This window comes from Candidatus Bathyarchaeia archaeon, from assembly GCA_035935655.1.
Taxonomy (GTDB): domain Archaea; phylum Thermoproteota; class Bathyarchaeia; order 40CM-2-53-6; family 40CM-2-53-6; genus 40CM-2-53-6.
Map to the genome: position 1 here is coordinate 214,409 of DASYWW010000040.1, position 15,058 is coordinate 229,466.

13 protein-coding genes and 1 tRNA gene are annotated in these 15,058 nt (G+C 52.3%); 8 read left to right on the forward strand and 6 right to left on the reverse strand.

The window, feature by feature from the left end; genetic code table 11:
• Positions 1 to 63: 63 nt before the first annotated feature.
• Positions 64 to 1,032: an SPFH domain-containing protein gene (locus tag VGS11_08780; protein ID HEV2120179.1), complete on the reverse strand. Its 969-nt coding sequence runs from the start codon at positions 1,030 to 1,032 to the stop codon at positions 64 to 66.
• 4 nt (positions 1,033 to 1,036) lie between these two features.
• A complete protein-coding gene (locus VGS11_08785; protein HEV2120180.1) occupies positions 1,037 to 2,386 on the reverse strand; it encodes an NfeD family protein in 1,350 nt (449 codons plus the stop codon).
• A gap of 476 nt (positions 2,387 to 2,862) precedes the next feature.
• Here VGS11_08785 and VGS11_08790 point away from each other — a divergent pair, with 476 nt between their 5' ends.
• Positions 2,863 to 3,879: a HesA/MoeB/ThiF family protein gene (locus VGS11_08790; protein HEV2120181.1), complete on the forward strand. Its 1,017-nt coding sequence runs from the start codon at positions 2,863 to 2,865 to the stop codon at positions 3,877 to 3,879.
• A 128-nt stretch (positions 3,880 to 4,007) separates the two neighbouring features.
• Positions 4,008 to 4,137 (forward strand) — tRNA-Cys (locus VGS11_08795).
• A gap of 41 nt (positions 4,138 to 4,178) precedes the next feature.
• Here the strand turns inward: VGS11_08795 and VGS11_08800 are convergent.
• The 3 genes from VGS11_08800 to VGS11_08810 form a co-directional block, all read right to left on the reverse strand.
• The gene (locus tag VGS11_08800; protein ID HEV2120182.1) at positions 4,179 to 5,483 is read right to left on the reverse strand and encodes a hypothetical protein; all 1,305 of its coding nucleotides are present in this window, start codon (positions 5,481 to 5,483) and stop codon (positions 4,179 to 4,181) included.
• 110 nt (positions 5,484 to 5,593) lie between these two features.
• A complete protein-coding gene (locus tag VGS11_08805) occupies positions 5,594 to 6,595 on the reverse strand; it encodes a 4Fe-4S binding protein (GenBank protein ID HEV2120183.1) in 1,002 nt (333 codons plus the stop codon).
• 13 nt (positions 6,596 to 6,608) lie between these two features.
• Positions 6,609 to 6,734, reverse strand: a complete 126-nt coding sequence (locus VGS11_08810; GenBank protein ID HEV2120184.1) for a hypothetical protein — start codon at positions 6,732 to 6,734, stop codon at positions 6,609 to 6,611.
• 171 nt (positions 6,735 to 6,905) lie between these two features.
• On the opposite strand from VGS11_08810, the gene VGS11_08815 reads away from it, so the two are divergent.
• Genes VGS11_08815 through VGS11_08830 form a run of 4 tightly spaced genes read left to right on the forward strand, consistent with a single transcriptional unit; the run spans position 6,906 to position 10,550 of the window.
• Entirely contained in the window at positions 6,906 to 7,622 is a 717-nt protein-coding gene (locus tag VGS11_08815; protein ID HEV2120185.1) for a Rieske 2Fe-2S domain-containing protein, read from the forward strand.
• Positions 7,609 to 9,039, forward strand: coding sequence for a cytochrome b N-terminal domain-containing protein (locus VGS11_08820; protein ID HEV2120186.1), 1,431 nt, complete (start codon positions 7,609 to 7,611; stop codon positions 9,037 to 9,039). The genes VGS11_08815 and VGS11_08820 overlap by 14 nt, the downstream gene beginning before the upstream one ends.
• 10 nt (positions 9,040 to 9,049) lie before the next feature.
• Positions 9,050 to 9,625, forward strand: a complete 576-nt coding sequence (locus tag VGS11_08825) for a hypothetical protein (GenBank protein HEV2120187.1) — start codon at positions 9,050 to 9,052, stop codon at positions 9,623 to 9,625.
• The gene (locus VGS11_08830; GenBank protein ID HEV2120188.1) at positions 9,615 to 10,550 is read left to right on the forward strand and encodes a heme o synthase; all 936 of its coding nucleotides are present in this window, start codon (positions 9,615 to 9,617) and stop codon (positions 10,548 to 10,550) included. The genes VGS11_08825 and VGS11_08830 overlap by 11 nt, the downstream gene beginning before the upstream one ends.
• Here VGS11_08830 and VGS11_08835 read toward each other — a convergent pair.
• The gene (locus VGS11_08835; protein HEV2120189.1) at positions 10,547 to 11,725 is read right to left on the reverse strand and encodes a geranylgeranyl reductase family protein; all 1,179 of its coding nucleotides are present in this window, start codon (positions 11,723 to 11,725) and stop codon (positions 10,547 to 10,549) included. The two genes, VGS11_08830 and VGS11_08835, sit on opposite strands and share 4 nt — an antisense overlap.
• A gap of 166 nt (positions 11,726 to 11,891) precedes the next feature.
• On the opposite strand from VGS11_08835, the gene VGS11_08840 reads away from it, so the two are divergent.
• The gene (locus VGS11_08840; GenBank protein ID HEV2120190.1) at positions 11,892 to 14,084 is read left to right on the forward strand and encodes a sodium-translocating pyrophosphatase; all 2,193 of its coding nucleotides are present in this window, start codon (positions 11,892 to 11,894) and stop codon (positions 14,082 to 14,084) included.
• 17 nt (positions 14,085 to 14,101) lie between these two features.
• Entirely contained in the window at positions 14,102 to 15,052 is a 951-nt protein-coding gene (locus tag VGS11_08845; protein ID HEV2120191.1) for a hypothetical protein, read from the forward strand.
• Positions 15,053 to 15,058 lie beyond the last annotated feature (6 nt).

Here is a 15,058-nt window from a genome sequence, read left to right on the forward strand (position 1 = left end):
CTTTATGAAACTTGCACGAGCTGGTTCGAGGCCGTTTCGACGCGTGGCCTGACCTTCCCATCGTTAACGAGGCGACGGGTCTTCCTCGGGAAGAGCCTTCCCCTCGGTGGACTCTTCGACAAATCCTTTCAACCGTGACACAAGGCTCGTGAACTCCATCGGAAATATGTACTTGGTCGATGGAGACTTTCCGATTTCCTTCAAAGCGTCTAGGTATTGGAGAGCCATAGTTTTTGCGTCTATGTTCTTGGCTGCTGAGAAGATGAGGGCCAGCGCTTGCGCGTAGCCGTCCGCCACAAGAACCTGGGACTGTTTGTTTCCTTCTGCAACGAGGATTGCGGATTGCTTTTGTCCTTCCGCCTGGAGTATGGCTGCGTTCTTCGCTCCTTCGGCTTTGAGTACGGAGGACTCTCTGATACCGTCGGATTCGGTGACTAGCGCTCGCCTGCTTCTCTCGGCGGTCATCTGTTTGACCATTGCGTCTTGAACGTCTTTGGGCGGTCTGATTTCTCGTATCTCAACGTTGGTCACTTTAATTCCCCATCGTTCTGTCACTTCGTCGAGCCTTGTTCGCAGGATCGAGTTGATCTGCTCTCTCTTGGACAAGAGCTCGTCGAGAGGTATGTCACCGACAACGGCTCTGAGGGTTGTGGTAGCTAGTCCGACTGAGGCGCCGGTAAAGTTCTGCACTTGGACAATGCTCGCTGAAGCGTCAACGACCTTGTAGTAGATGAGGAAGTCGATGTCTACGGGGGCGTTGTCTTTCGTGATCGCGGTCTGGTGAGGGACCTCCAGGTATCTTTCTCTCAAGTCTACTTTGACGAGCCTGTTGATAACCGGGAAGATGAGAACGATTCCTGGTCCTTTTGAGCCCTTCAGTCTGCCGAATTGGAACTGGACGACGCGTTCGTATTCTCGTATGATCTTGACGGAGGAGGCGAAAATCCCTAGAACTATTATGATGAGGAGAACTATTCCGAGTATTCCGACGATGGTGGATGTTTCTAGTTGAAGGACGAGGGAATCGAACACGTCTCTATGCCTCCCTTCGCTCTACGACCAGCTTCAATCCTTGGACATCTTTGACCCTGACCTTTGTTCCTTTTGACAGACTTTCCGAGGAGGTTACGGTGTAGTCTTCGGAGCTGATTGTTGCCGTGCCGTACTCGCCCGCTTTCACATCAGATGTCAAATATCCTTCCTTTCCTATTATAGCCTTGGGATTAATGCTCAGAGGCTGTCGCATGGTCGCTTCGCGTATCTTGTAGAGGTAGACGCTTCCAAAAACGACGCCTCCGCCTACAAGTCCTAGAATGATGTATGTCAATATCCCAATAACAGGATTCGGAAGCGTCCCCGTCGGTTGATTGGGACCCGGTGCAGGCGCCGGGAGACTGAAAACTAGAATGAAGCCTACGATGAAGATTACAACGCCGATTGTTGCGCTGATCCCATGATGTGTCTTGAGTTCGAAGAAGATGAAGAGGGCCCCTATCAACATCAGGATTATTGAGACAATAGAGGCTCCGAATACTCCGAGACCGACAAGCGCTAAGGCTATGGCTGCTGCCCCTACAACCGATATTACAATTGTTGGGTGGTAGACGTCGGCGAGGATGGCGAATGTTCCAAGGAGGAATAATATCCCGTCAAGGTTCGGGTCACTTAGGATCGATAAGACGGAAGATCTAATCCCGGGAGTATGGATGTCCCCGCACTGCGAGCCACAGATGGCGAGAAGTGCTTCGTTTGTGGACGCGACGTTGATCACTTTGTCAACGACATGGTTGCTCAGGGCCTCACAATTATTGATGGCTTGGCACGAGAATGAGCGTCCTTTGGTGACCATGAGAGCTGTGCCGTTGCTGTTCCTGTAGCTCGGCGTAATGGAGACCATGAATGCGGTGAAGCCATTGATGTCCTTCGTGAGAGTCGTGTTCTCTTCGCCGACGGGAATGCCGTAAACGATGGGAGTTGCTGAGCCGATTGTCGTGCCCGGAACGATGGTTATGTTTGTTGATGCTTCTGCGATGTATGCTCCCGCGCTGAACGCGTGCGCGCCGAATGGTGCTATTAGGGCCGTGAAATTGTTGCCGGCGCCTCTATATTTCGAGATAGCTGTGATGATGTTGTCCATGTTCTGGCCGTTACCGCCGAACGTGTCCAGGACCAGGACGAAATTGTGAATGCCCTGACTTGTTGCGTCGTTGATGGAGGAGACGACAAAGTCTTCGGTTCCGGGGTCTATGTTCGCGTTAATCGCTGCCACATAGTAGCTGGAACTTGCTCTCACCGGTGGTGAAAGTGAAGACTGCAAGGTGAGGAAGATGAAGAGAGCAAGTACTAGGATACTGATCCTACGGGCGTGGCGAAACCGCTCCTTCAAGATAAGATTCTACTTGTATCTTGAAATTGGTTAGGCATAAGCATACCCTCAGCAATGAAGTCCTGGCTATCTCGAACCGAGAGGTTTGTTCGGCGCATCGGTTCTAAGAGCGTTAGCCACCCGTCGAAGGATCATGGAGGGTTTTTCGTTGCCAAGGCCGCTATTGCCTTGATGAGAGGTAGAAGCTGACCGCTCTTGCGTCGTGAGGGTCGCTCGCTAGTCCCCCCTTTTTGTCGAGGGGATTTCCCGTCTGGCGCTGATAATGGGCGAGTCTTGCCGATCAAGGCATGGTCCGGGCATGGATTGGTCGAGGGTTTGCGGGGCTACCAGCGTGGATACGGCGTGTTTCAAGAGTGATTGTTCAGATCTTGATTCAGGGCTGAGAATGGGCGATTTTCCAAGACTCTTGAGATTCGACGGTCGGGGTACGACAATGGGAAGCTATTCAAGAGATTAGCAAAGCCACGGACCCTGTCATGAACCTGGAATTGATGCGCTATTTTTCCCGACAAACGACAGTCCAAGAGATTGGAGTTGCAGGCCTTGCGAGGTTGCAATCAGCCAAGCTAGCGGTCGTAGGTACGGGAGGAGTTGGAAGCGCCGCGGCCTACTTTCTAGCCAGCCAAGGCATAGGACACCTGAAACTAATCGATCAGGACATTGTTGAAGAGAGCAACCTGCACCGGCTAATCGGGGTGGAGAAGAAGGATCTTCACCAGCCAAAGGCAGAGGCGCTCGCGCGAAAACTGAGCTCGCGTCACCCATGGACAGAAACCGAAGCAATAGTTGAGACGCTCCGATCAGGCAACATTTCGCAGCTGTTAGATGACATAGAGTTGATTGTTGATGGGACGGATAACCTCCGGACAAGATATCTTCTAAACAGGTTTGCCATGGAAAACCACATTCCCTATCTGTTCACGAGTGCGATCGCGAACCAGGGCCACCTCTCCCTGTTCAATCCTCCAGCCACCCCATGCCTTGAGTGCCTGATACCCAACTCGGGCGTAGAGTCCGTAGAAACGTGCGAGTTCACAGGCGTAACCCCTACGGTCGTTGGGATCATCGGGACTCTCGCAGCAACAGAGGCTGCAAAGAAAGTGCTTGAACTGCCCACAAGAATTCAAGGGCGCTTGCTGACTATAGATCTGGCAGGACCAGACTTCGTGTTCACAACGATCGCGAAGAAGCAGAACTGTGATGTATGCAACGGCTCTTCACACAAGACGATTGCATCAGACAAGGTGGTAATGTTATGCGGCGACAATGTTGCCAATATCTTCCCCAAAAGAGATGTTGTAATAGACCTTCAATCCCTCAAAACCAGGGTTCCAAAGGAATCAGTAGTCGCCAGTTCGGAGTCAGTCTTTGTTTACACCAAACAGCTCCACAGAGTATCTGTCTTCAAGACAGGTCGACTGCTTATCGGAAATGTCCCCACAGAAGAAGCGGCGAGGCAAATTGCGAGCGAAATCTGGAAGGAGATACTCTAACGTTAGAACGAACTACCACTTAGCTCGGATTCAGTTCATGGCCACCGTCGGGCATCCGGGAAACAGCCTGGTTTTCAACAAGCTTATACAGTTCAGGCAAGCTCGGTCCAAATTGCCGGGGGCACGAGGCCGGGGTTGGCTTGTCCACCGAAGGCCGATCGGCTCAGGCGACGGGCTGCAGATAAATCTCGTAGCAACCCGTAGTAAGCATCCAGCAATGGATGGCTGAAGTGGGTTCGACTCCCACCCCCGGCTCCACGACATAGATGGATCGTCTTGTAGCGAAACGGGATTGAATCTTAGACTGAAGGTTGAATTGGGGGAGCTTTGGCCGCGATTCCCTTCATCCGTCTTCTCGCAATCCAGACGCCTGCCCCAATCAGAGCGATGGCTACTATTCCAAGAACACCATACACCCACGGTAGCCATCCGGCGGAAAGCAGAGGGGATCTTGGCTGTCCTGGATTGCTGTTGCGAGGTCCGGCTCCACCATTTGTTTCGGAGGATCCTGAACTGGATCCGCTCCCAGCGTTGGTTCCAGAGTTCGACCCTGAACTCGTCCGTGAGCCCGCACCTGAACCAGATCCCGAAGTCGACTGAGACCCACTGGTTTGAGACGGGCTTGTCTGGCTCATCGAATGGGTCAGGCTGACGGTGGTGCTAGCAAGCTTCAGCGCGGCCTGAATGTCAATGCCGAATTCTCTCATTAGCATCGTCGGGCTAGACGCTGGAAGGCACGCGCTAGGCGAGATGGGCGTACTGCACGGGGTTGGCTGAATCGTTGTTTCTACTCCAAACCCAATGTGAATGTCTGCGTTCGCAGTGAGGAGGAGGTCACTGGCCTGGTCGTAGTTGAATGTGAAGGCCACTTCCGAGTTGTCGCGAATGGGAATCGATGATGTTGAGGTAGTTGCTGGCTCTGGAGGGATCAATGGCCGCGAGAGACTGTAGGCTAACGTCCATGCTGTTCGAGTTCCTAGGGTACCTCCGAGATCTACGCTTGATGCCCTTGTAACGTTTGTTGGGAGCACGAACACCGGAATTGTCTGATTGAGCTTGAGGGGTCCGTTCACCCACCACATAGTGTAGAGTGGTCGATTCATCATCGTGTTGTCGAGAATCGACATTGATGAGCTCCAACTGACACCCGTGGGCAAAATAGTAGCCATGTTGGTCTGAGCCATTTGGAGGGCTTGATCGATTTCCGGCACGATAATTGGGAGGAGAGTAACTATTCTGGTAGCTAGGTTGACCGACTCGATGAAACTGCCCGAGCTGCGGGTGACGGAAGTGCTGAGGTCGCCGTAGGATATCATGAGGTCTCGAGTGAGGTTCATGGATGCCGTGGTGCTATTGAGATCGGTCGCTGTCCAGCCGAGAGTTCCGTTGACGTCGATAGTCGAAGGCAGCGTCGCTATCATGGGGCATACGATCAGGCTGCTCGAAGATGAGGTTCCTACTCCGCAAGACTGGAGGAAAGAGATTGAGGCTGACAGATTGTAGATGGCCTGGTTCCCCTTTTGAAGGGAGGGAGCTGCACTCGCAGGAACCATAGCGAGAAGCAGTAACGCTAGGATTGCCAGTGTCAGACTCGTTCGCTTCATGTTTCTCGAGACAGTAATCGTACACTATGTCTCGTAAAAAGAGTTAACGGTTTCTCACGGTTGAACCCGGTCATTCTCGAAGTCTGTGAATCGTCCGTTGAAGTGTGGCTCTACGGGAATTTGGGAGAAAGCGCACCAGCAGGGCATGCATCAATGCACGCCATGCAAAGGATGCACTCAGAGTCGTTGAACTTCTTCCAATCAAGATCCAAGATTGGGATCTGCATGGGGCATGCCGTTTCGCATTCTTTGCAGTTTGAGCATTTGATCGGGTCGCGGTGCATTCCGAGCAGGCTGTTCTTTTGGAAGACTGCCATGATCCCTCCGACCGGGCAGATGTACCGGCACCAGAATCTCGGGATTCGCCATGCTGCGTAGATGAATCCTATCAGGATGAGAATGTTGATCCACGTAAGTGCCGATATGCTTCCTAGCCCGGATCCAATAGTGGCTGCTGAGATGTCAGATATTTGAGCGGTGGCCAGAAATCTCCAGGAGCGAGCAAGTAGCACCGGTAGAGTTCCGAAGAGGGTGCCATCAGGAGTTATTGCAATGAAGAGCCCGGATGCAAAGTCGGTTCCAAGACTTTGCTGGTAGTCGGATCCGACTCCATAGTAGAGTGCGATAGCTAGCGTACCGCTGATCAAGAAAGTGATGCCAACAAGGACATACTTCAAACGTATCCAGTATTCGTGTGTACGTGACTGGACCGAATCGACTCTTCCCTTAACCCCTGTAATGACATCTTGAAGGAATCCGACTGGGCAAATCCAACCGCACATGAACCGTCCTAGAACTGCTCCAACCACGAACATTATGCCGATGGGCAACCAGGGAAAAATTGCTTGAGACAGGAGAAGCGTGGTCGCGTCCAGAGTTGAACCGACCGTGCCCTGCGCTTTGACACTAGCAACGACCGGGAGTACGACCCAAGATCTCGCTCCGTTGAATGCAGGAATCAAGCGAGCGAGAGCAACACCGGCGAATAGTAGGAAGAAGCTTAATTGTACGATAGCTCTGATTGGCCAGTAGTAGATTCTCCCTCGCCGCAACATCAGCCATGTTCGTTTGCCGATGCCGAGTTTCGATTCGCTTGATGCGACGGGTTGCATTGGGAAGTCTAGCCTAACCGATGAAGGGAACGAACGAACGGACTAATCGCTGGATGGCAGTCCATTGTTCTGAGTAGACACCCAGCATCATTGCTGCGAGACCTAAGAAGAGTGTAAGAGTTGCAATGACGCGATTCAAATTGGATCACCATGGCTCGGCGAATCAGTTTGGCATTCCCCGAGTCGCCGTAGTTATATTGTTTCCGAAGACTATTTTCACGTCTGTTGTCTGCGTATGATATAGACAAGTCTTTAATAGCGTGGAAACGAACCGAGCGAAAATTATTCTTGAGCAACGGAGGACATGTTCATGGACGATAAGAAGCCTAGTGCGTCCACGACCTCTACGCCGCCTCCTTCCGCGACACAACAATCGGCTCCACCTCCCGCAGCGGCGCCAGTGAAGGGTCCTCTTATCTCACGAAGGAGATTCCTCCAAGGAGCACTCGCCGCCTCGACTATACTAGCTGCAGCTTCAGTCGGCGCCTCAGGCCAAATACTGGGACCACAAGTCCCTACCCCGCTTCCTCCCCAGGTCATCGGGAATTGGTACTCCCTCAACAAGCAATATCTGAACGTAAAGGATACCCCGACGATTAATGGAGGGCTGTACGACGAGAGCCAATACTCGCAGTTTTTCTATTGGCCCTATGACTCGTCTGTCAGCCCATACTACAAGAACGTGTTGGCGCGGCTCCCCGACACAGACCCCTCCGGTAAACCCTTGGTAAACCCTCTTTATCCCACCGACCCCATGCGGTCGCATCTAGTTGCTTTCAATACCACTTGCGTGCACCTGAGATGCCTCGTCAACCCAATTTATTCCGGGAACCCAGGCTCCGGAGAATTTAGGCTCCAATGTCCATGCCACGGTAGCCAGTACCGACTAGTGGACGCCGTCCCTGTTGCAGGGCCCGCATTCGACCTAGGGCTGAATCCGCTGCCCCAAGTCGAACTATCAGTTGACTCATCCGGGAACATAAGCGCGACAGCAATGAGGGGAACACCAGGAATTGGCCGCACCTAGCAACAAGAAGAAACGGGTCCTCGACCCAATCATTGCCCTCCTTCAGTGGACATGGGAGAGGCTTGAACGGACACTCCTCCTCGGCCTAAAGATCGTATTTCCTTCCCGGTTCATCAGCCCACTCGGCTTTCTGGGAATGCTCACCGTAATCGTGTTCATCATACTCGGCGTCACCGGAGCGCTTCTGCTCTTCCATTTCACCCCGTTCTTCGGAAACTGTCCACCAGCTGTTAACGCTTCGAGCTATATTCCATCATCAACATGCAACCAAGCCTACAATAGCGTCCAATCGATCAATAACAATGTTGCATGGGGATCGATTATCCGGAATATCCACTACCATGCTTCCAACGCCATGGTTCTTCTTGCGGTAATGCACATGTTCTATCAATATTTTGGTGGAAGATACAAGCTCAGGTACGAGATACTGTGGGTAACCGGAATAGTTCTCGGCGTTGTCACAGTGATCGAGGCTTATACGGGATACGACCTGATATTCAATATTCGAGGTCAGTTGGCGATCAACATTGGACAGACTCTCACTTACTATAGCCCGGTGATCGGTGCGAATCTGGCTCAGATAATATTCGGCTTCAGTTTCAACGATTTAGCAATCCGATTTTACGCTTTCCATGTCTTCATCATCCCAATAATCATGCTTGCCATTATGGCTGTCCATCTGCCAAGAAATCTAGTGCTAGACATCCCCGTCGCATCTGCGATTACAGGAGTGATCCTGATCATGGGGGGATTATTCCCAGTGGACGTCGGCGTGCGATATGATCCGAATTTGGCTACTCAAATAACATTTCCAGAATGGTACTTCACCAGCCTTTACGCCTTCATCAGAGTTCACGGGTTGAACCCGTTCATCGCAGGCGCAATAATCCCTGCCATATTCGTCCTCATCTTTCTCGTCGCTCCATTCTTTGACCGTGGGAGGAAAATTGCGATGATCGACAGACCATTCTGGGTGGCGCTAGGCGTTGCGTCGCTTGGGCAGATTGCGATAGTGACGGTGTGGGGTTTCAGGGCAGCTAACCCCCTTGTGGCGTTACACAACGAGAATCAGCTTGTCATCGATCCCACTCCATTTGCTGGCTCTTTACTAATCGCTACTGCGATAGCGTATGGTTCAGTCTACGCCTTTGCCCGTTGGAGGCGCGCCAAGATAGATCAGTTGAGAGCGGCAAAGAAGCCCCTGCCCTTCAGGAAACTGCCGCCTTACATGTTTTCGAAAAGCGAAGTTTACTCCTTGGTTGGAGGATTGCTTCTATTGCAGGGCTTCCTCGATCTTGCAATCTTCCGGGCCCTACTCGACAACCTCAACAACCTCGTACTGCTCGAGATCGGGATGGTCCTAGTCGCCTTCGCCGCGACGGTTCATATATACAGAGTGGCAAACCAAGCCAAGTGATTGACCGATCGTGCAGGTTCCAAAGCGACACCTACCAGTTGTCGGATTGCTCGGTCTGATAGTTATCGCGGCCACCGGAGGGACGATTTACTACTATCAATTCCTGACCCCTCACTTAGTCTCACATGCTGAGCCAGTCCACAGACTAATCTTCATGACAGCCATTGTGCACGAGGAAGGCGGTTTCACCATCTCCAACACCGCATATCTCAACCAGACTACCCTTCCCAGCTACAGCCCCTCCACCGGGTACAACCTCACAGGGGTCAAGTACCAAAATTACAAATCGAGCCCCAACGATAACAAGACAGTATACGCAAACAGTGGGGACACGCTCACATTCTATTTCTATGGAGAAAACGCTACTCACACGGCACCGCTTTTTTCTGATCATCACTCCTTCGTACTTGACGTCATGCCGACACCTGTCACGGTCTTAGACGGACAATTGGGAGGCAACATTTTCTTCAAATCATGGTATTCAGTGACCTTCAAAATCAACGGTTCGGGTGTGTACGAGTTCAGATGCCTCGTACCTTGTAGCGGTGAGCACTCGCTAATGTTTGGAAATATCGTTGCAGCGTAAGACGGCTGAACTCACCCTCCAACGCGAAGTTGAAACCTCGACGAAGAATCGCGTTCTGACCTATTACGAGTACACGAAGCCGAAAATCTGGTATCTTCTAGTTTTCACCTCTCTGACTGCAACATTTGTCGCCTCAAACCTCGTTTCGACCGGCCTTTCCCCGATCAAATGGGTCGTCGCAGCTCTAGCGATAGCTTCAGGCTGCGCAGGTTGCAACGCCCTCACAAACTACAACGACAGAGACATAGATGCAGTCATGAACCGTACAAAGCACCGTCCGCTGCCAAGCGGAAGACTCACCGCTGCGGCAGGACTCCGATTCGGACTCTCTCTCATCACAATATCCATCCTGCTGTCATTCACCCTAAACCTCCTTTCAGTTCTATGGATGGCTCTTGGAGTTCTCGATAATGTCGGGGTTTACAGCTTGTGGCTGAAACGACGTAGCGCATTGAACATCCTCCTCGGAGGGTTTAGCGGCGGGCTGCCAGTTCTCTTCGGCTGGTCGGCCGCAACGCCCGGTCCAATCGGGAGCATCGCTCTACTTCCAGTCCTCATGGCCGGTCTTGTGTTCCTCTGGATTCCGATTCACATATGGTTCCTCGCTGTCACCTATCGCACGGACTACGCGAAAGTCGGGGTCCCAATGCTCCCGGTAGTAATTGGAACTGTGCCAGCCATCCGACTGATAGTAATCTTCTCGATGATTTTCATCCCATTTTCCCTTGGAGTCTATCTACTCGGTCACTTCGGTCTCGTTTATGGTCTGGTCGCACTTGTGGGTGGACTGGTGAATCTGATTGGAAGCGTATGGGTCCTTTACAAGCCCACGGAGGCGAATGCCTGGAAGATGTTCAAGATCTCGAGCCCCTATCTCTTCCTGCTCTTCCTGGCAATGATACTAGATGTTGCGCTTAGGGCTTAGGCCAGTAGTCGCATGAATGTTCCCATTCCACCGGGTATCTGGCACATTATCACATCGGCAATCCTCTTCGTGCCCATTATTCGGAGCATAAGGTCGAAGAGAAATCCGTGGGCCATGACTCTGTCTGACGCTTGACGCATCAACTTGGAATTCTCCATCTCCAAGCCAATCTGCTCCTTCCAAGCGGCCTCATAACTCGACAATGGAGTTTGACGCTCAAAATAGTTGACCGCCGCCTCCGCCGCCAAGTCTCCTGTAATCAGAGCGGTCTGTATTCCGCCACCGTTAGTGGGCATGACCATTCCGGCAGCGTCGCCAACTGCCATGACGCGATCAGAATAGGTCCGCGAAAGAGGTCCGTCTACTGGTAGGCTGTCCCCGATCATCGAGGCCTTGTTCCCCCCAATCAATCGTTTGGAGGCCACAGTGTTCTTCTCGATGAACCCGGTGAGGAGATCTCGTATTTGCCAATCTCGCCTGACGTACGGTTCCCTGATCCCGATCCCGACGTTCGCTCGTCCGTGTCCCTTAGGAATTATCCATCCGTACCCACCAGGTGAGTATCGAGGGTCCATGTACATCTCGGCGACATCCTGCTCAACATTCAGATCCGTCATCAGATACTCGATGTTCGTTGCTACCGCGTAGGGACCCGCGTAAGCTCTTTCTGGCAGACCGGCTCTCTCCGCCGTCTCGCTCGGATAGCCATCTGCTGCAATGATGACATTCCCATGAACCGACTTTTCCCGTGTCGGTCCAACCCAACCACCCTGTTCATCCGGAAAATAGTGGGCTTGTACCCCAACGTCAATATCCGCCCCGTGGGTTCGAGCAATATCGGCCAAGTGACTCTCAAAGATATGACGATCGAGAATATAGGCCCCGAATGGAAACTCAAACTCGTGTCCCTTCGGACTTATTAGGCGAATGGAACGACAGGTTGTGTCGACAGACTCTGGTGGCGCGTCGATAACGTCGAGGTTCTTGACTCTTGGAACAAGCTTCTCCATTTCTGCTTTGACCGGAAAATATTCGCCGCACCTGACCGGTGTGCCGAGAATTTTCTTTTTCTCAAAGACCTTCACTTTCAGGCCTTTCTTTGACAGATGGACTGCCGCAGAGAGGCCGCCTGGGCCCCCGCCGACGATTACAACGTCATATTTGCCTCCGTTCAAATCGTCAGCTCTTCTCCTAGGTATTCGAAGTGAAACGTTGGTAGAAGTGATTTATGGGTTTGGCCCGGTTCACACTTGTTCATGCGATCCAGTGAATAGATTTATAATCCGCGCGGGAGGGTTGACGGAAATTCCATAGTTTGAAAAAATAGCAGGAACCAAAAACTTGGCGTTCGACCCTCTTCTCCTAACGACTTCTCTCGCGGTCGTCGGGGTCATCGCCTCAATATTTCTCGTTCTATCGGTCAAAAAGTATCCGACTGGGAACGAGAAAATGATCGCAATATGGACGGCAATCATGGAAGGCGCAAACGCCTACCTGAAAAGACAATTTCGGACCATTGGTGTCATCGCAGTAATCATCGCCTTCGTCATTCTAGCGGCGTTCAGCGCAACCTTCACTCTAGGTTACGCCGCTGAAATTGCGTTCAGCTTCCTCCTCGGAGTCACATTCTCCCTCGTCGCAGCCTACATCGCAATGTACTCCGCCACAAATGCGAATGTCAGATCGACAGCAGCTGCTGAAAAGTCGACATATCTTGCCCTCAGGGTAGCCACGCTCGGAGGCGGAGCGCTGGGCTTAGCCGTTATCAGTATGAGCCTACTGGGTCTCTCAATCCTCTATGCCGCCTTCCGAGACCCCGGGGTCTTGGCAGGCTTTGGATTCGGAGCCTCGCTGGCGGCATTGTTCGCGCAGTTGGGTGGCGGAATATTCACGAAGTCCGCCGATGTCGGTGCTGACCTCGTCGGGAAGGTGGAGGAGAACTTCCCAGAAGACGACCCTAGAAACCCAGCTGCCATAGCTGACAATGTAGGCGACAACGTGGGAGATGAGGCGGGGAGAGGCGCGGACCTGTTCGAGTCTTTGACCGCAGAGAACCTTGGAGGCATGATTATCGGTCTTATTGTGTCGATCATTCTCTTCCAGGGAATAAGCGTCTACTACGTAACAATGCCTCTCATCGTGAGATCGCTGGGAATAATCGCGACGTTCGTCGGGCTCGCAGTTGCAATCTTTGAGAAGAAATTCAAGAACCCGATCAAACCGACCAGGGACGGACTCTTAGTAGCGTCCGTCGTGGCGGCGATTCTCATGTTTGTTGCGACATGGTACGTTTTCGGTCCATCTAGTTTGACGCCGAGCGGAACTGCTCTGGCTGCGTATGCGCTATACGGCTGTATGGTCTCGGGATTGGCGGCAGGATTGCTTATCGTGCTCTACACTGAGTACTACACAGGTTCTGAAGCGAAGTCTGTGATTACGATAGCTGAAAGATCGAAATCCGGTCCAGCCCTCACCATAATGTCCGGGACAGCTGTAGGCATGATCTCAAGTGGACTTCCAGTAATTACTGTCGCAATCACCCTTCTCATTTCGTTTGCGCTGGGGGAACAGTTCGCCGTCCAAGCGGGAATCACCGACACGTTCCTGGGAGGCGTCTATGGCACAACCATGGCAACGATGGGCATGCTATCGACAGCTGGAATAGTACTGACTATGGATGGTTTGGGTCCAATAGTAGACAACGCTGGAGGAATCGCCGAGATGTCCGGTGCCCCCAACGAGATCCGCGAGCGAATAGAACCTCTCGATACACTTGGCAATACGACCAAAGCGCTTACCAAGGGCTACGCGATGGGTTCCGCTGCTCTAGCGTCTCTGTTACTCTTCCAGGCTTTCGTTCTAGAAGTCGCGAGATATCAGGCCAAAATAACCGACCTAACCGCAATCACGAGCGCCCAAGCGGCACTTCTGGGAACGAAACTATCCAGCTTGGGATCGGCACTGGCTCTCAACCACCCCGATGTCGTCATCGGGGCATTGGTTGGGGCAATGCTTCCCTTCGTATTCTCTGGAACGGCAATCAACGCCGTAAGCGTTGGCGCCTACCGCATGGTCGAAGAAGTCCGAAGACAGTTCAGAGAGATTCCAGGGCTCAGAGAAGGGACCGCTAAGCCAAACTATGCAGCAGCAGTGGACATTTCCACGAGAACGGCCTTGCGACTAATGGTCGTTCCGGGAGCCATTCCAGTGGTAGCGCCAATAGTTGTGGGAGTATTCCTTGGCTGGGCAGCCGTCGGAGCGCTGGTTGTTGGAGCTACGCTCTCCGCCATACCCTTGGCTATCATGATGATGTGGGGCGGAGCGGCGATGGATAATGCGAAGAAGTATGTTGAGGCAGGACACTTCGGAGGCAAGAACACCGAAACACACGCCGCAACAGTCGTCGGTGACACGGTCGGGGACCCATGGAAGGACACAGCTGGCCCAAGTCTGCACATCCTCATAAAGCTCCTCAACACGATTTCCCTAGTATTCATTCCGCTATTCTTGGTAGCCCTAATCTCTCTAGCCTAAGTCGGAGTCGGGCGGATTTGAGTTCCCCCGCCAAAAACAACGTTCTAAGAGCAATCCTTGCAGATGACGCCTCAGTCAAAATTGCAACCGCACTTGCCGCACCAGGAAACACAGAATCGAAAAAAATCGCCCTCACATCCGGACAGCTGACGACCGAGCAAATCGTCAATCGCGTTAAGGAACTGTCGAAGCTACGAGACGAGATCCTCCAAGTAATGCGGCAAGTCAGTCTGACAAGAGAATCCGGCCCGAGCAAAGCTGATCGGCTGGACTACAATAGTGAACTGGAATCGGCAAAGCGAGAGTTGGACCAGGCCAGAAACGAGTACCAAGAAGTTCAAGGAAAGATCGAGAAGATCCAACGACAAATCGATGAATCCAAGAAGCAGATCGCGGCTCTCACAGAAATATCTCAGGCGGGTTTTGCGACGGATCAGTTGGAATCCGAGAACGGAGATTTCCGGAGGGTCCTTGGACGATTGCCAGTCAAGAAACTAGATGCCGCACAGAAAGCATTGCGGTCACAATACAAAGACCAAGCTGTGTTGGCCGTCGGCAATAGAAAGCAGGACATATACTACGTCCTCGTCGCCGCACCAAAAGAGAAGTTTTCCCAGGCCCTTCAAACTCTCCTTCTCTATGACTTCACACCCATCGAGGTTCCCGAATACAAATCGGCGGACGTGAAATCGGGAATTCAAGCGGAGGAGGAGAGAGGAAAATTGTTGTCTGAAGAACTTGAAGCGTTGAAGCTAGAACTAGACGATTTGCGTCGGAGGGCGGGACAGAATTTGAACCGGAGACTTGACGAATTCGTGGAAGCTTTGATGCTGCTCCGCGGAATCCTCAAACTTGGCGAGGGATCTCAGGCATCCCGGATCTATGCTCACCTGGACAAGGTCGTTCCGGCTGAAACCCTAAGCAACTTATCCAAGAGAGGGATCATTGAATTGGAGTCTTCCTCGTAGAAGCGC

Coding starts and splice junctions, on each gene's coding strand:
- VGS11_08815 (HEV2120185.1), top strand. CDS start 6,906: ATGGACGATAAGAAGCCTAGTGCGTCCACGACCTCTACGCCGCCTCCT.
- VGS11_08800 (HEV2120182.1), bottom strand. CDS start 5,483: ATGAAGCGAACGAGTCTGACACTGGCAATCCTAGCGTTACTGCTTCTC.
- VGS11_08790 (HEV2120181.1), top strand. CDS start 2,863: ATGAACCTGGAATTGATGCGCTATTTTTCCCGACAAACGACAGTCCAA.
- VGS11_08805 (HEV2120183.1), bottom strand. CDS start 6,595: ATGCAACCCGTCGCATCAAGCGAATCGAAACTCGGCATCGGCAAACGA.